15 protein-coding genes are annotated in these 15,131 nt (G+C 45.4%); 6 read left to right on the top strand and 9 right to left on the bottom strand.

Annotated elements, in window-relative coordinates:
• Nucleotides 1-7 precede the first annotated feature (7 nt).
• Together AACR75_RS11205 and AACR75_RS11210 are read right to left on the bottom strand one after the other, a co-directional pair.
• The gene (locus AACR75_RS11205) at nt 8-769 is read right to left on the bottom strand and encodes an L-ribulose-5-phosphate 4-epimerase (protein ID WP_013855631.1); all 762 of its coding nucleotides are present in this window, start codon (nt 767-769) and stop codon (nt 8-10) included.
• Nucleotides 759-2,465, bottom strand: a complete 1,707-nt coding sequence (locus AACR75_RS11210; RefSeq protein ID WP_047690313.1) for a ribulokinase — start codon at nt 2,463-2,465, stop codon at nt 759-761. Before AACR75_RS11210 ends, AACR75_RS11205 begins: the two co-directional genes overlap by 11 nt.
• Before the next feature lie 365 nt (nt 2,466-2,830).
• Between AACR75_RS11210 and AACR75_RS11215 the strand changes: the two genes are divergently transcribed.
• The 3 genes from AACR75_RS11215 to araH all read left to right on the top strand — a co-directional run bounded on the left by AACR75_RS11215 (nt 2,831) and on the right by araH (nt 6,423).
• Entirely contained in the window at nt 2,831-3,832 is a 1,002-nt protein-coding gene (locus AACR75_RS11215; RefSeq protein WP_047690318.1) for an arabinose ABC transporter substrate-binding protein, read from the top strand.
• A gap of 75 nt (nt 3,833-3,907) precedes the next feature.
• Entirely contained in the window at nt 3,908-5,419 is a 1,512-nt protein-coding gene (gene araG, locus AACR75_RS11220) for an L-arabinose ABC transporter ATP-binding protein AraG (protein WP_047690319.1), read from the top strand.
• A gap of 14 nt (nt 5,420-5,433) precedes the next feature.
• Entirely contained in the window at nt 5,434-6,423 is a 990-nt protein-coding gene (araH, locus tag AACR75_RS11225; protein WP_017044518.1) for an L-arabinose ABC transporter permease AraH, read from the top strand.
• Nucleotides 6,424-6,651: 228 nt separating this feature from the next.
• Here the strand turns inward: araH and AACR75_RS11230 are convergent, their stop codons facing one another.
• From AACR75_RS11230 to ftnA, 5 genes are all read right to left on the bottom strand, one after another.
• The gene (locus tag AACR75_RS11230) at nt 6,652-7,614 is read right to left on the bottom strand and encodes a zeta toxin family protein (protein ID WP_047690322.1); all 963 of its coding nucleotides are present in this window, start codon (nt 7,612-7,614) and stop codon (nt 6,652-6,654) included.
• Nucleotides 7,615-8,267: 653 nt separating this feature from the next.
• Complete coding sequence (locus AACR75_RS11235) at nt 8,268-9,455, bottom strand: NAD(P)/FAD-dependent oxidoreductase (RefSeq protein WP_047690326.1); 1,188 nt, start codon at nt 9,453-9,455, stop codon at nt 8,268-8,270.
• A gap of 142 nt (nt 9,456-9,597) precedes the next feature.
• Nucleotides 9,598-10,419, bottom strand: coding sequence for an HDOD domain-containing protein (locus AACR75_RS11240; RefSeq protein WP_019282127.1), 822 nt, complete (start codon nt 10,417-10,419; stop codon nt 9,598-9,600).
• 145 nt (nt 10,420-10,564) lie between these two features.
• Nucleotides 10,565-10,888, bottom strand: a complete 324-nt coding sequence (uspB, locus tag AACR75_RS11245) for a universal stress protein UspB (protein WP_010319583.1) — start codon at nt 10,886-10,888, stop codon at nt 10,565-10,567.
• Nucleotides 10,889-10,958: 70 nt separating this feature from the next.
• Nucleotides 10,959-11,486 (bottom strand): non-heme ferritin, encoded by a 528-nt coding sequence (ftnA, locus tag AACR75_RS11250; protein WP_013855622.1) that lies wholly within the window; start codon nt 11,484-11,486, stop codon nt 10,959-10,961.
• 154 nt (nt 11,487-11,640) lie between these two features.
• Here ftnA and AACR75_RS11255 point away from each other — a divergent pair, with 154 nt between their 5' ends.
• Both AACR75_RS11255 and AACR75_RS11260 read left to right on the top strand, forming a co-directional pair.
• Nucleotides 11,641-12,066, top strand: a complete 426-nt coding sequence (locus tag AACR75_RS11255) for a universal stress protein (RefSeq protein ID WP_010319581.1) — start codon at nt 11,641-11,643, stop codon at nt 12,064-12,066.
• Between the two features lie 56 nt (nt 12,067-12,122).
• Nucleotides 12,123-12,998 carry a carboxylate/amino acid/amine transporter gene (locus AACR75_RS11260; protein ID WP_026028509.1) on the top strand — a complete coding sequence of 292 codons (876 nt, stop codon included), beginning with the start codon at nt 12,123-12,125 and terminating at the stop codon, nt 12,996-12,998.
• 134 nt (nt 12,999-13,132) lie between these two features.
• On the opposite strand, the gene AACR75_RS11265 is transcribed toward AACR75_RS11260, so the two are convergent.
• Complete coding sequence (locus AACR75_RS11265; RefSeq protein WP_013855620.1) at nt 13,133-13,579, bottom strand: hypothetical protein; 447 nt, start codon at nt 13,577-13,579, stop codon at nt 13,133-13,135.
• A gap of 111 nt (nt 13,580-13,690) precedes the next feature.
• Nucleotides 13,691-14,470 (bottom strand): class I SAM-dependent methyltransferase, encoded by a 780-nt coding sequence (locus AACR75_RS11270; protein ID WP_047690329.1) that lies wholly within the window; start codon nt 14,468-14,470, stop codon nt 13,691-13,693.
• Between the two features lie 154 nt (nt 14,471-14,624).
• Between AACR75_RS11270 and asnC the strand changes: the two genes are divergently transcribed.
• A complete protein-coding gene (gene asnC / locus AACR75_RS11275; protein WP_047690332.1) occupies nt 14,625-15,089 on the top strand; it encodes a transcriptional regulator AsnC in 465 nt (154 codons plus the stop codon).
• The last annotated feature ends 42 nt before the right edge of the window (nt 15,090-15,131 follow it).

The raw sequence follows: 15,131 nt of genomic DNA on the forward strand, positions 1-15,131 counted from the left end.
TTATCCCTTATTTATTTTTTACATTACTTTGACCGTAATAAGCATTAGCTCCGTGTTTACGTAAGTAATGTTTATCCAGTAGGGCTTGATTGATGAATGTCACTTGAGGGTTGATCTGCAAAGTTTGCAGTGCCATTTTGGCGACAACCTCCATGACAACTGAGTTATGAACGGCGTGATCAGCATCCTTACCCCAGCTGAATGGGCCGTGTTCATTAACAATAACCCCAGGAATGGCCAACACTTCACCACCACTGATCGTTTCAATGATGACCTTGCCTGTATGGTGTTCGTAGTCGGTTGCGATTTCGGCATTGGTCAAGGGGCGAGTACAGGGAATGCTGCCGTAGAAATAGTCAGCATGAGTAGTACCCAATGCTGGAATGGCTTTACCTGCTTGAGCCCAAGAGGTGGCATGAGGAGAATGCGTGTGCACAATGCCGCCAAGTTCTGGGTAAGCGCGATATAAGGCCAAATGGGTAGCCGTGTCAGAAGAGGGTTTAAGATCGCCCTCGACAACTAAGCCATTCAGATCAACCACCACCATATTGCCGGCATTGAGTGCTTCGTATTCGACGCCACTTGGCTTAATCACAACTAACCCTGTTAAGCGGTCAATGCCTGATACATTGCCCCAAGTAAAGGTAACTAAACCGTGGGTCTGTAGCGCCATATTGGCTTGCCATACTTGCTGCCGAAGCTCACTCAGACGTTGCTTTGCTTGTGGGTCGCTTGCTAAATTGAAGCCTAGAGAAGTCTTAACACTCATCAGTACACTCCTGTGCCAACAAGAATTCAGAAAATTGTTCGATCTGCCGCCCTAACTGGCGATAAGCATGATAACGCCATTCGCTGGTCCCTTTGGTATCAGCATCTGGGTAGTAAACATCGCAGATTGGGCTCGCCATTTGAGTTTGAGCTTGCTCGGCATCGCTATAAACCCCGGCCGCAATAGCTGCAAAAATGGCCGCACCTAATGCACAACACTGCTCTGAAGCAACAACGGCGATTTCTCGCCCAATGACATTGGCACAGGTTTGCATCACAAATGGTGACTTCTGAGAAATTCCGCCAATGGCGATGACACGTTTCACTTCGACACCTTGCTCAACGAAACAATCGACGATTGATTTCGCGCCATGAGCCGTTGATTCCACCAGTGATGCAAAGATATCTGGTGCACTAGAGCCTAAATTCAGCCCCGTAATTGCGCCTTTGAGACGCTGATTGGCATAAGGCGTTCGCCGCCCGTTATGCCAATCTAAGGCAAGAGGCGTTTCCAGTTGCAGACGTTTTGACTGTGCTTCCGCCGTAAGTTGAGGAATTAACAAGGCCTCAGCGGCGTCCAGATCAACTCCTAATTGTGGGTTTTGCTTAGCCAGTTGTGCGATTGGCCACAACATCACACGTTTGTACCAAGCATAAATATCACCAAATGCTGATTGCCCAGCCTCCAGTGCCATTAAGTCTGGCATCGCACTACCCGCAACTTGGCCACATATTCCATGAATGGTTCGATCACCGATACTTTGTGCATCCACCATCAAAATATCGCATGTTGACGTACCAATAACTTTCACTAAATCATGTTCGCCAGCGCCAGCGCCCACCGCGCCCATATGGCAATCAAAAGCACCAATGGCAATGGCAATTCCCTCTGGTAAGCCTAACCGCTGCGCCCACTCCGCACTCAGATGCCCAGCTAATTGGTCTGAGGTGTATACCTCAGTAAACATTCGATCTCGCATGTCATCGAGCGTGGGAGAAATGGCCGATAAAAAATCTTGCGAAGGTAAACCGCCCCAGCTTTCATGCCACATCGCCTTATGCCCTGCAGCACAAATACCGCGGCGTAAATTTGTAGGATGCTGACACCCTGCAAGGAGAGCTGGAACCCAATCACACAACTCAACCCAGCTATGGATATAAGGAACAAGCCCTGCATCTTGTTCCGCTACCCACGCGGCTTTCGCCCAAAACCACTCCGATGAATACAATCCCCCGATGTATTTGGTGTAGTCTGGAAAAGTGTGTGAATGGGCCAGCTCATTAATGCGTTCCGCTTTGGTCACGGAAGTATGATCTTTCCACAAGATAAACATGGCATTGGGGTTATGCTCAAACTCAGGAAGCAACGCCAACACATTACCCTCTTTATCGATAGGGGCTGGAGTTGAACCCGTACTGTCCACGCCAATGCCAACAACAGATTGTGCGATCTCTGTGGAAACCTGCGCCAACGTTTCTCGGACAGCAACGGTCAGAGACTCAATATAATCAAGAGGATGATGACGAAATTGAGATTGGTTCGAGTCGCTGTATTGTCCTTTTGCCCACCTTGGGTAGTTAGCCACGCCAGACGCAACCTCTTCACCATTGCGAGCATTCACCAATAAAGCTCGTACAGAATCAGAGCCAAAATCTAAGCCGATCACGTAAGGTGAATCTATATTCAAATTATTCATGGTCACTCCACATCAGACCGATTAACTGCCTATTTTTATAACGGTCTTACGTCAATATCACCATGAACCCAATAGCTAAAAATATGGATAAATTAGTCGACACACTCATTCTGTGCTAATGGTTTTAAAATCATCACTTCAGCTTTTCTCCAGAAAAAAAAGCGCATAAAAACGCCAAATAGCCGATGGACATATAAAATCAAACACATAAAACCATAAAAAGTGAGAGGTACTTCATGCCCTACCTCGCTACATGAATGGACAAAAACGCTACATTTTTCTGCTGTGATTTTCATCACTTCAAAGCTCGTCAACTTCCTTAAGTATGGAGATGAAACAACCCTACCAGTGGACGGACAAATAAGATGAAAAGCATAAAAACCACACTCGCTGCCGCAATACTCACCGGAACCGCATTATTCAGTATTTCTGCTAATGCCTTTTTCGGTAGCAACGATGAACTCAAATTAGGTTATTTGGTAAAACAACCTGAAGAGCCTTGGTTCCAAACAGAATGGAATTTTGCTGAGCAAGCAGGTAAGCAATATAACTTTGAAGTGATCAAAATGGCGGTGCCTGATGGAGAAAAAACACTGAACGCTATCGATACGCTAGCGGCAAGTGGCGCCAAAGGCTTTGTCATCTGCACACCTGACCCTAAGCTTGGGCCTGCAATTATGGCTAAAGCAAAAAGCTACGATTTGAAAGTCATCACGGTTGATGACCAGTTCCTTAATGCGAAAGGCGAACCGATGACAAACGTGCCTTTGGTGATGATGGCTGCCAGTGAAATTGGTTATCGCCAAGGTTCTGAACTGTACAAAGAGATGACAAAACGTAACTGGGATACCGCAACAACGGGCGTTATGGCCATAACCGCAGACGAGCTGGATACCGCGCGTCGTCGTGTCGATGGTTCGATTAAGGCACTGAAAGAAGCGGGTTTCCCATCCAACCAAATTTACCGCGTGCCAACCAAAGCAAATGACATCCCTGGCGCTCTGGATGCAGCAAACTCGCTACTGGTGCAATACCCAATGGTCAAGCAGTGGCTTATCGTCGGTATGAACGACAATACCGTTCTCGGCGGAGTTCGTGCGACAGAAGGACAAGGGTTTAACGCAAGTAATGTTATTGGTGTTGGCATTAATGGCGTCGATGCTGTCAGTGAATTAGCTAAATCGAAACCAACAGGGTTCTATGGTTCTCTTTTACCGAGCCCAGATGTACACGGCTTCAAAAGCATCGAATCACTTTATAAATGGGTGAAAGACGGTGTTGAACCACAAAAATTCGTTGAAGTGACGGACGTTGTCTTAATTACTCGCGACAACTACGAAGCAGAACTGGCGAAGAAAGGCCTGTAAGGCGTTCGTCGTCAATGGCTAAAAGCGGTACAGCTTCTTCGTACCGCTTTCGCGAAGTAAACAGGAGTACAGACTATGGCAGCTTCACACTCTTGCTTAGAGTTTTGCCAAATATCAAAACACTTTACGGGTGTTAAGGCACTGACCGACATTAGCTTTCGCGTTAACAGCAGTAGTGTTCATGCCTTAATGGGAGAGAATGGGGCCGGGAAATCGACTCTATTGAAAACGCTAAGCGGGCTGCATCAACCCACTCACGGCAAGCTGCTCATTGATGGGCATCCAGTAACATTTCAATCAACGGTTGACGCATTAGAGCAAGGTATCGCCATTATTTATCAAGAGCTTAATTTGGTTCCTGAACTCAGCGTGGCAGAAAACATTTTCTTAGGGCAACTTCCCACTAAACATGGCCGGGTCGATACCGAAACCCTCAATCGTAACGCACGTAAACAGCTATTGCGCTTGGGGGAAAATTTTGACCCCTCTCGCCCATTAAAAGAGTTTTCTATTGGCCAGTGGCAAATGGTTGAAATTGCTAAAGCGCTAAGTCGCAATGCACACATCATCGCTTTTGACGAACCAACCAGTAGCTTGTCTCAACGTGAAATTGAAAACCTATTTAAAGTGATCCGCGAATTGCGCGACGACGGCAAAATCATTCTTTACGTTTCTCATCGTATGGAAGAAATATTCGCTCTGTGTGATGCAATCACCATCTTCAAAGATGGTACCCATGTGCAAACCTGTTATGACCTTTCGACTCTCACTCATGACCGTTTAGTTGAGTTAATGGTTGGCCGGGAAATCAATGACATTTACAACTACCGCTCTCGTCCTCTTGGTCAAAGTGGATTAGCGATTAAAAACCTGATGGGCAGAGGGCTCACCGCTCCTCTCTCGCTAGAAATAAAGCAAGGCGAAATATTAGGTTTGTTTGGTCTGGTCGGTGCGGGCAGAACAGAACTTACCCGTTTGATTTTCGGAGCAGAAAAAGCCACCGCGGGCGATGTTTATCTTCACGGACAAAAAATACGGATTACTAAACCTGAAGATGCCATTCGGGCGGGCATTACCTTATGCCCTGAAGATCGCAAAGCAGACGGTATCGTGCCTATTTTATCGGTGCAAGAAAACACCAACATTAGCGCTCGTCCATGGCATCTAAAGCTTGGCGGGTTAATCAACTTCCAGTGGGAGTCGAGCAATGCCCTCAAACAAAACCAGTCATTAAACGTCAAAACTGCTTCGTTAGATCAACCCATTGGCGAGCTCTCCGGTGGCAATCAACAAAAAGTGATCCTTGGTCGTTGGTTATCTACCGATATGAGCGTCATTTTGCTAGATGAGCCGACGCGCGGCATTGATGTTGGCGCTAAGTCTGAGATATACGAGTTGATCTTCAAATTGGCAGAAAATGGCGTGACTGTCTTAGTTGTCTCTAGTGACATGCCTGAAGTGCTTGGTATCGCTGACCGATTACTGGTTATGAAAGATGGCAAAGTAACGGGTGAATTAACACGAACTGAATTTAACGAACAATCTGCGTTACGTCTTGCCATGATTGGCAACGACGTCGCTGCGTAAAAAGGAATATCCTAATGGCTGTAACGAGTTCAACCAAAATAGACAATACCGAGAGCCCGATTCGCTCTTTTAAGTTCTCTTCCATCTGGGATAAGTTCGGTATGCTGATGGTCTTTGCTGGCCTATTTTTGCTTTGCAGTTTATTTGTCCCTTATTTTGCTACATTCATTAATATGAAAGGGCTCGGTCTGGCTATTTCCATGAGCGGCATGGTTGCGTGCGCCATGCTATTTTGCCTAGCCTGCGGGGATTTAGATCTCTCGATTGCTTCGGTTATTGCCTGCTCTGGCGTAGTCACGGCGGTAGCGATTAACGCAACCAGCAGTGTGGTATTGGGTATCGGCGCAGGCTTACTTTCAGGTGTACTCTTTGGTTTGCTAAATGGCTTCGTTATTGCCAAATTGCAGATCAATGCACTGATAACGACTCTCGCAACGATGCAAATAGCTCGAGGTCTTGGTTATATCATCTCTGACGGTAAGGCGGTTGGGATCACTGAAGAACATTTCTTCACCCTAGGTAACTCCTCTTTACTTGGTATCCCTACGCCAATTTGGTTAACCATAGTCACCTTCGCTATTTTTGCCTTTTTACTAAATCGTACGGTTTATGGGCGCAATACATTAGCGATTGGCGGTAATGAAGAGGCCGCACGATTAGCGGGTGTCAACGTCGTAAAAACTAAAATCATCATTTTCACTATCTCTGGCTTTATCTCTGCGCTCGCTGGGGTTATTTTAGCCGCGCGTATGACCAGCGGTCAGCCGATGACTTCCGTCGGTTTTGAGTTAGTGGTCATCTCGGCTTGTGTGCTCGGTGGGGTATCGCTCAAAGGCGGGATAGGTAAAGTATCTTACGTTATTGCGGGTGTGCTCATCCTCGGTACGGTAGAGAATGCGATGAATCTACTGAATATGTCACCTTTTTCTCAATACGTAGTGCGAGGAACTATTTTGCTCGCGGCGGTTATCTTTGACCGCTATAAACAAAATAAATCCAGCTAGAAGCAACTCATTGCCACACAACAAAAAAGAAGGGCTAACCTGTGCAGCTCTTCTTTTTTCTAAAAAACTATCCATTGGTTTGACAGTGCTTTTTAGTGACATTTATCGCTAAGGATGGCTTCTATCGCAAAACTTATTCTTGACGTACAGGTAACGGCCTCTAGATACACTGACCTATCAGAGGGTATCTAGACTTAAAACGTCAAAGGTTTCGACAGAATCGACCACTTAGTTATAGTCGTAATTGGGGAATTGGACGTTATACCGCACTAGCCCGATTAGAGTGTTAAATGCCTCCATCTGTAAATGTTTATCGTTTTTACTAGCCGTTCGACCATCTTGTAAAGCTTTGACAATTTCGTCAGGATTTCTTCCTGTATAGAGCTCTATTCCCGCTCTTGAGGTCACAGTGATCGTATCTAATAATGGAAGAAGCTCTTGAAACTTCTCGACACTTTCCATATCGCTATAGGCTTCATCATGTTTGTTCAATGGCGTTCTTCTAGCACCATCAGGGACTAACTTTCCTTCTCTAATACTTTTAAGTGCTGACTCATACCTTGTGAAAACCCCCATCATACTTAACGACTTATCAACGGCTAGCACCGTCAAATGAGTCTTAAAGCCATGTTTTTTACAATCATCCAGAACGTGTAATATTGAGTGTTGCTGATCTAACATGGAGCGTTGTATCACCATGTTGAATTTTTTTTCAAGTCCGTACTTTATTAAACCTTCGCAGAGAAACAACGCCGTTTGTTGGCAGTTTGACACCGTGCTTGGGTGCCCATTGCTTGCTAACTCCGAATAACCTGGAATGTATTTTTTCAGTTCATCATAATCAACCACCACACAGTTATTCTTGAGCTGTGACGAACATGCTTTTATCGCGGTCGATTTCCCAGCGCCCATTTGCCCTGTAACAACAAAGGCGCTTGGTTGTTCTTGAGGCGTAACCCCTTGGCATAGCTTCTCTTGCACATGTTTTAATAAGTTAATTTTATCACTCGGTTCAGAGAGGAACCGATTATCATCCATATCTTTTACCCGGCGCTGGCGAAGTTCCAAAGCGCTTTGCGTTGCACTGACTGGTACATTCTTTACCTGTTTAACAAAGAATGGTTCTTGTAGTGATGTTGCCCGTTCGAGGGAATAGCTTTGAGGCTCCGTAAATGTAAAAGATGTTTTCATTTCAAATCCTTATAAAATTAGGCTTTGTTCAAACGATATCTAAGCGAACCATAGTCAGCACAGTGGAAGGCGCTATATTATCACCGCGGTATGATGTATAGAGATGCATCTTATTGGACGTGAGGATGACTAAAAGGTCATGTCTTTATTTGTGAGTAAATGTAGAAGATTGATTTCATCCAGATGAGTTTACATCCGTTGTGAATATAATTTTTAGCCGTTTACTGGTTCAATAAAATGCACATTTATTCATACTTTTACAGCATATCGAATCACATGCTTTGAGCTAAAAGTGATAAGCATGAAAAAGCCGTTGCTATGTTCAATCTTCGAGTAAACAAAAAGCAGAAGGATAGCGCGAACTTTTTATGATTTTTGGATATCAAAGGATAAGTACAAAGAACCAAGCATTTGATATGCAGACGCATTCGCTTGAGTAATGTAAGGGCGAGAAGATTTTTCCTGATATTGCGTCTGGTGCAAAAACCAGCCGACCTTATTTGAACAACGCCTTGCCCCGTTGCGGGCAAGTGAGGCTATCAACGCCTACAAATGAGACAGGCTAGTCCGTTCGTGAAAGCACTGTGTAGAGATAATAAAGTTTGTATCCTTGGGGTGATCCTCGTCACCCCTTTTGGGCCTTCTCTACACACTTACACCCACTGTCCGGCGACATAACCGCTTGACCAACACCATTGGAAATTATAGCCGCCAAGCCAGCCCGTTACATCCATTACCTCACCAATAAAATAGAGGCCCGGAACCGATTTGCATTCCATGGTTTTCGATGAGAGGCAATCGGTGTCTACGCCACCTAATGTGACTTCGGCTGTGCGATAACCTTCAGTACCATTGGGAAGAATCGGCCAATGTTGTAAGTCGTGTGCGATAGCGGTTATTTCGTGTGGGTTTAACTGTTTGAGCGGTTTATCGACAAAAGCTTTACGCTCAATCAGCACTTCAACCAAACGCTTAGGCAGTACTTTCGCGAGTGTGTTTTTTAAGCTTTGATTTGGGTGTGCTTCACGTGATTCATTCAATAACCGCTCGATGTCTACTTCCGGCACTAAGTTGATACTAACCTTCTGCCCCGCTTTCCAGTAAGAAGAAATTTGCAACACCGCCGGCCCAGATAAACCACGATGAGTAAACAGCAGTGCTTCTTTAAACACAGTGCCATCTTCAGTAGTGATTTCAGTTGGAATGGCAATGCCAGCCAGTTCGGCGAAATCTTCTTTATCTTGTTTATGCAGTGTAAAAGGCACGAGCCCGGCCGTGGTTGGGATCACCGCCAGTCCAAACTGCTCTGCAATTTTGTAACCAAAAGGAGTCGCACCAAGCTTGGGCATCGACAAGCCGCCCGTTGCGACCACCAATGACTGGCACTCGATCGGCCCGTCATTGGTGGTGAGCTGAAAGCCGTTTGGCACCTTATCTATCGATTGAATCTCGACTTGATAACGCTGCTTGACCGTCGGTAAATCGCACTCTTTTAGCAACATATTGACGATGTCCTTCGCCGAATCAAGGCAAAAGAGCTGGCCATGATCGCGCTCTTCAAACGCAATATTGTATTTACTGACCAGCGAGATAAAGTCCCACTGGCTGTACTGCGATAACGCTGATTTAACGAAATGGGGATTGCGGCATAAGTAGTTGGCGGCCGATAGTTCATAATTGGTGAAATTACAGCGACCGCCACCTGAGATCAAAATTTTACGGCCAGGCTTTTTGGCATGATCGAGAACGCATACGCTGCGCCCGCGCAGGCCAGCTTGCGCGGCGCACATTAGCCCGGCGGCGCCAGCACCAATAACGACAACATCAAACGACTGACTCATGCTTTCACCTTCATTTAACTAGACGCACACGCACCTAATGACAAACAAAAAGGATGCAGCGCTGGTGGCGTACATCCTTATCAATGGGGGACATTTTAACGACTAATTGAGTGAAGACAAGGTTAATCCACCAGCGACGGTATTAGACGAGTTGCTCGGCAAGCTCGCGCCCTTTTCCGCGAACGGCGTCAATTGTTTCAGCAAATGTGGCAGATATTGCCAGCACACGAGCATCTGGGTGCTCAGCCAGAAATAAACGTTTTTCTTTTTCGGTCAGGATATCCCATTGATGGTGGATATCACGGGCAAAATGCAATACACGGGCAAGTTTTGGTGAAAGCTGCGCTTTTTCTGGCTGCGCAGAGTAGGCGATCGCATCGACCATCTCATCAGGAAACTTCCAAGCTTTGGCTAGCTTCGCCCCCAGTACATTCGCATCGGTATGGATGATTTGCTGTTGTGCTTCTAGTTCAACTTCACCAGCATCAACACAAAGGCGAATTTTCAACGCTTCTTGCGGCGCTAATGTGTGGATCATCAATTGGCCAATGTTGTGCAATATTCCGGTAGTAAAGACGCTATTGGCATCGAGTTTACAAGCGGCCCCCAGTTTGCTGGCGATAATGGCAATTTCAAAGGTATCGGACCAATATTGCTGCAGATCCAAGGTGTCAATTTTAGGAAAAGCACTGGATAATACCGATGCCACCACCATAGTTCTCACCGAGCCACTTCCGACACGAATCACCGCATCATTGATAGAGGCCACTGTGCGGCTTCCGCCAAAATGTGCCGAATTTGCAAGGCGAAGCAGCCGCGCACTCAACACTTGTTCCATGGCAATTTTTTTTGTGAGCGCACCAAAATCGACCTCTTCCTTATTAACCATTTCGAGTAGTTCTTGTAATACTTGTTGAATACGAGGTAACTCATTCAAACGTGCGAGCAGTGCTTTTTCATCCATTATTTTTCTCCTTTCGATTGCTCTTGCTAATAATAGTCGCCGCACAATGAAGATGCATAATAGTGAAGAAATAAGTCGATGACTTTATACAGACGATAAAAAAGGAGCACGATAGCTCCTTTAATCAATACAATGACTGGCTCAGTTATACGATACAAGCCGCGAAGGTTGTCACCGCCAGCAATGACATCGACAAGATAAACAGCGCTCTAACGCGATCACACTTGCCCGTAAATAGGGGATCGTGGTGATGGTGATACTCTTTACCTTTCAAATAGTGGAAAAGACGAACCTGCTTGGTGACATTACCGTGAGTGGTAAAAAAGCCACCGCCATCCACTTGTTGATAAAGCAATGGATGAGCTTCACGCATGATGTAAATAAGTGAGCGTAGCGCCGTAAGATACCTGACTAGGTTAACCCCAGTGACCAGCATTAGCGCAAATAAAATTGTATCCCCAGTGATCATCTTTTCCTCCCTACACCTTTGCATAGAACCCAAAGAAAAAGACGATCGCTTCATACTCTTTCTGCTGCGATTACACAGCTTGGGTATCCATTACAGAAGATGAGCCGGCTTTTGCCATTGCGGCTAGGTCTTTGTCGATGAAGAACAGCGCCTTACCATCATCACCCACAAGCTCTAGCTTATCTAAAATCCCTTTAAACAACTTCTCTTCTTCATGTTGCTCCGCAACGTACCACTGAAGGAAGTTAAACGTTGAGTAGTCTTGAGATGTGAACGCCGCATGAGCGAGTTTATTAATCTGCTGAGTAATCATCTGCTCATGTTGATAAGTTTCGCGAAACACTTCACCAAGGCTCGTAAACTTATGTTTTGGCGCTGCGATCGCACCAAGGATAGGCAGTGCACCCGTTTCACTCACGTAGGTGAATAAACGCTGCATGTGCTGCATTTCTTCTACGGCATGAGCGCGTAAAAACTCGGCAGCACCTTCAAATCCTTTATCTTCACACCAAGCACTCATTTGTAAGTATAGATTGGATGAAAAAAATTCCAGATTAATTTGTTCATTCAGTTTTTCAACCATAGCTTGTGACAACATGTCGACTCCTAGTTTATGTAACGATTTGAATTGACTATACCATGAACCTCACCATAACACTTTGAGTCAGGTATGCGGATATGAGATCACGACGACAAAAAACTCTCGGCCTCAGTGCTAATCTTTAATCAGTACCCCATCAGGAGATAATACAATGAGTTATCAACATATTTTGGTTGCCATTGATCTTTCAGAAGACAGTAAACTCTTAGTCGACAAAGCTGTTGCACTGGCAAAACCACTCGATGCTGACGTTTCTTTCATTCACATTGATGTCAACTATGCCGAGCTGTATACCGGACTCATTGATATCAATTTAGCAGAAACTCAACATCACGCGATGGAAGCGTCACAAAAGCAGCTGCAAGCCTTAGCGGAACACGCGCAATACCCTATCCGCCATACACTAGTAGGCAGCGGCGACCTTAGTAATGAGCTATGCGAAACCATCGCCGAATTCAGTGTTGATTTGGTGGTCTGCGGTCATCATCAAGATTTTTGGAGCAAGTTACTCTCATCCACTCGGCAACTGATTAACTGTTCGCCAGTCGACATGCTTGTAATACCACTTCACGACTGACGACAAGCCAAAACTCGGTTAGACTGCAGGTTATTTACTGTTCAGCGTTGTTTGTTATGGCCTATCTCTCTGCAGTCACCCTACTTTGGGCATTTTCATTTAGCTTGATCGGCGTTTATCTCGCCGGTCAAGTTGATTCTTGGTTCGCGGTTTGGATGCGCGTTGCATTAGCGAGCTTAGTATTTCTACCTTTGATCAGGTTTAAAACCGTTCCCGCTCCGTTGATCGCTAAGTTGATGACCATTGGTGGAATCCAACTGGGCCTGATGTACTGTTTCTACTATCAATCATTTTTACTGCTATCGGTTCCTGAAGTTTTGCTGTTTACGGTGTTTACACCAATCTACGTCACGCTGATCTACGATCTACTGAAAGGCCGCTTTTCTCCGTGGTACTTAGTGACGGCGGCCATTGCCGTAATCGGTGCCGTTTTTATTAAATTTGCAGCAATAAACGAGCACTTTTTGCTGGGTTTTTTGGTGGTGCAAGGGGCTAACCTCTGTTTTGCTATCGGCCAAGTGGCTTATAAATACGTCATGGAAAAAGAGACCATCACTTTAGCGCAACACAGCGTATTCGGTTATTTCTACTTAGGTGCATTGGTGGTAGCAAGCGTGGCATTTTTACTGTTTGGCAATAGTGAAAAACTGCCCACTACCTCTTTGCAATGGGGTATTTTGATCTACTTAGGGGTAATTGCTTCTGGGCTTGGTTACTTCGTGTGGAACAAAGGAGCCTGTTTAGTCAATGCCGGCGCATTAGCGATTATGAATAATGCGCTGGTTCCCGCCGGATTAGTGGTGAACATTCTGATTTGGAATCGCGACGTAGATTTAATGCGCCTTGCAATTGGCGGCGTGATCATTTTGCTCTCACTGTGGGTCAATGAAACTTGGGTAAAGCGCAAAGTCGCTGCCAGCCGTACTCACTGAATCAGGTTGAGTGTTAAAAACAACAAAGCCCGCAATCATCGCGGGCTTTGTTGTTGAAAAAGGGGCTATCGTGGCTCGGTTTAACTCACCATCTGCTTTCAGTAAACCATCTATTTTTAGTAAACTATCTGTTTTTAGTGAATCTGCCGTTGTAGTGAACGTTCACTAACCGAAGAAATTCGTTGATTCACATCGGCAAACTTTACTTGTAATGCAGGATGTTTCTTTAACAGTTTTTGCTGCTGTTTCAGCACTTTTTCTAACTTCTTCAGTACTTTTTTTTGTTTTTTTAACGCTTTCTTGTTCTGTTTTTCCGATCGCTTGGCGGCCTTTTTACCTTTGTCCGTCATGCCATTTGACGTACCAGAGCGCAGTTGTTTCTTCCCTTCCGAAACAAGCTTTGTCGATGCACTCGGAATAGCAGCAGGCTTACACAGCGTGTTTTTATCCGATGATGAACGAGCACATGAGCGACAAAGAAATTTTGGCGCAGCCACAATCTGATGGATATCCCCAAGCTGGCTAGTAATATCGTGTCGGTTCAATTTGCATAAACGCTTATTCATGTACGCCTCGATCACGAATAGGAATAATTATTAGTTAGATATACAATTCCAAACACGATTAAGCAAGCACTAAATTACATCTATGGGCCACGAGATTTTCTCGCCAAAGCTAACGTATTGAATGCGTTAGATCATCGCCGCTTTCACATACACATCAAAACGATTTTTCTTGGTTTCAATCGCCATACTCGGCTTCTGTTTGTCTAACCAATCGGCATAGTCAGGACGCTTCACCACCACGCGTTTGGTCGCCAAACTTAAGGCTGGGTTTAATAATGCATCAGCATCCAAGTCAGCGCCCACCAGCGATTGAAAGACGCGCATCTCCTTTTTTACCAAAGCCGTTTGTTTTTTACTTTCCGGGTGCGGGTACATGGGGTCAAGATACACCACATCTGGCTTTACAAAATTTTCATCTTGCGCCAGTTTTTCGAGCGCATCATGACTCGAAGCGTGAAGTAACGACATTCGCTCGCTTACCCAGCCGCCAATCTCTGCATCTTGCTTGGCACGCTCTAAACCATCATCAAGCAGCGCGGCCACAACGGGATGCCGCTCGACCATTTGAACTTTACAGCCGAGCGAGGCCAACACAAAAGCATCACGACCTAACCCTGCCGTTGCATCTAACACGGTCGGTGTCGCTCCTTTGTTTAGTCCAGCAGCTTTGGCTATCGACTGACCTTTACCGCCACCAAATTTACGTCGGTGAGCAACCGCCCCCGTGACTAAATCGACATAAATAGCGCCGAGTTTAGGCTCATCCAGTTTACGCAACTCAAGACGATACTGAGTTAATACCAAGGCAAATGGGCTCTCGGCGCATGGTTTTAATCCCCAACGCGCGGCTAATGTATCCAAATGTGCTTGCTGAGCAGGAACTTCGCAAATCAGTTGTAGCTGCAAGTTAACTCCGAAACCAAGGAAATAATGAGGAGGCTTGAGTTTACCCAATTTTCACTGACGTGACTAAAGCTTATCGCTTTTCTTAAACGGCGGCTTACGAGAAACAACGACCAGTGATAAACTGACGAACCATTTCAATGATAAGGATGCTGTGATGCAAACCACTACCGCTAAACTGGACGAACTCGACCGCGCCATTTTAAAAATTTTAATGGACGATGCACGCACGCCCTACGCAGAAATGGCCAAGCAGTTCAACGTTAGTCCTGCCACTATCCATGTTCGCATTGAAAAGATGAAATCGGCCGATATCATTCAGGGTACGGAAGTGATCGTCAATACCAAAAAATTGGGTTATGACGTGTGTTGTTTTATCGGTATCAATCTCAATGCCGCGCGAGACTACCATTCGGCGCTCGCCAAACTCAATGCGCTGGATGAAGTGGTGGAAGCCTATTACACCACAGGAGCCTATAATATTTTTGTGAAGTTAATGTGCCGCTCGATTGAGGAATTACAATTTGTGCTGATCGACAAATTACAGGCAATTGATGAAGTGCAATCCACAGAGACGCTTATTTCCTTGCAGAACCCGATTAACCGAAATGTGAATCCTTAATCACCGAAGCCGCAAACACCACGCAATAACGCAATAAAAAGC

Source organism: Vibrio sp. ZOR0018 (assembly GCF_963865925.1).
Taxonomy (GTDB): domain Bacteria; phylum Pseudomonadota; class Gammaproteobacteria; order Enterobacterales; family Vibrionaceae; genus Vibrio; species Vibrio anguillarum.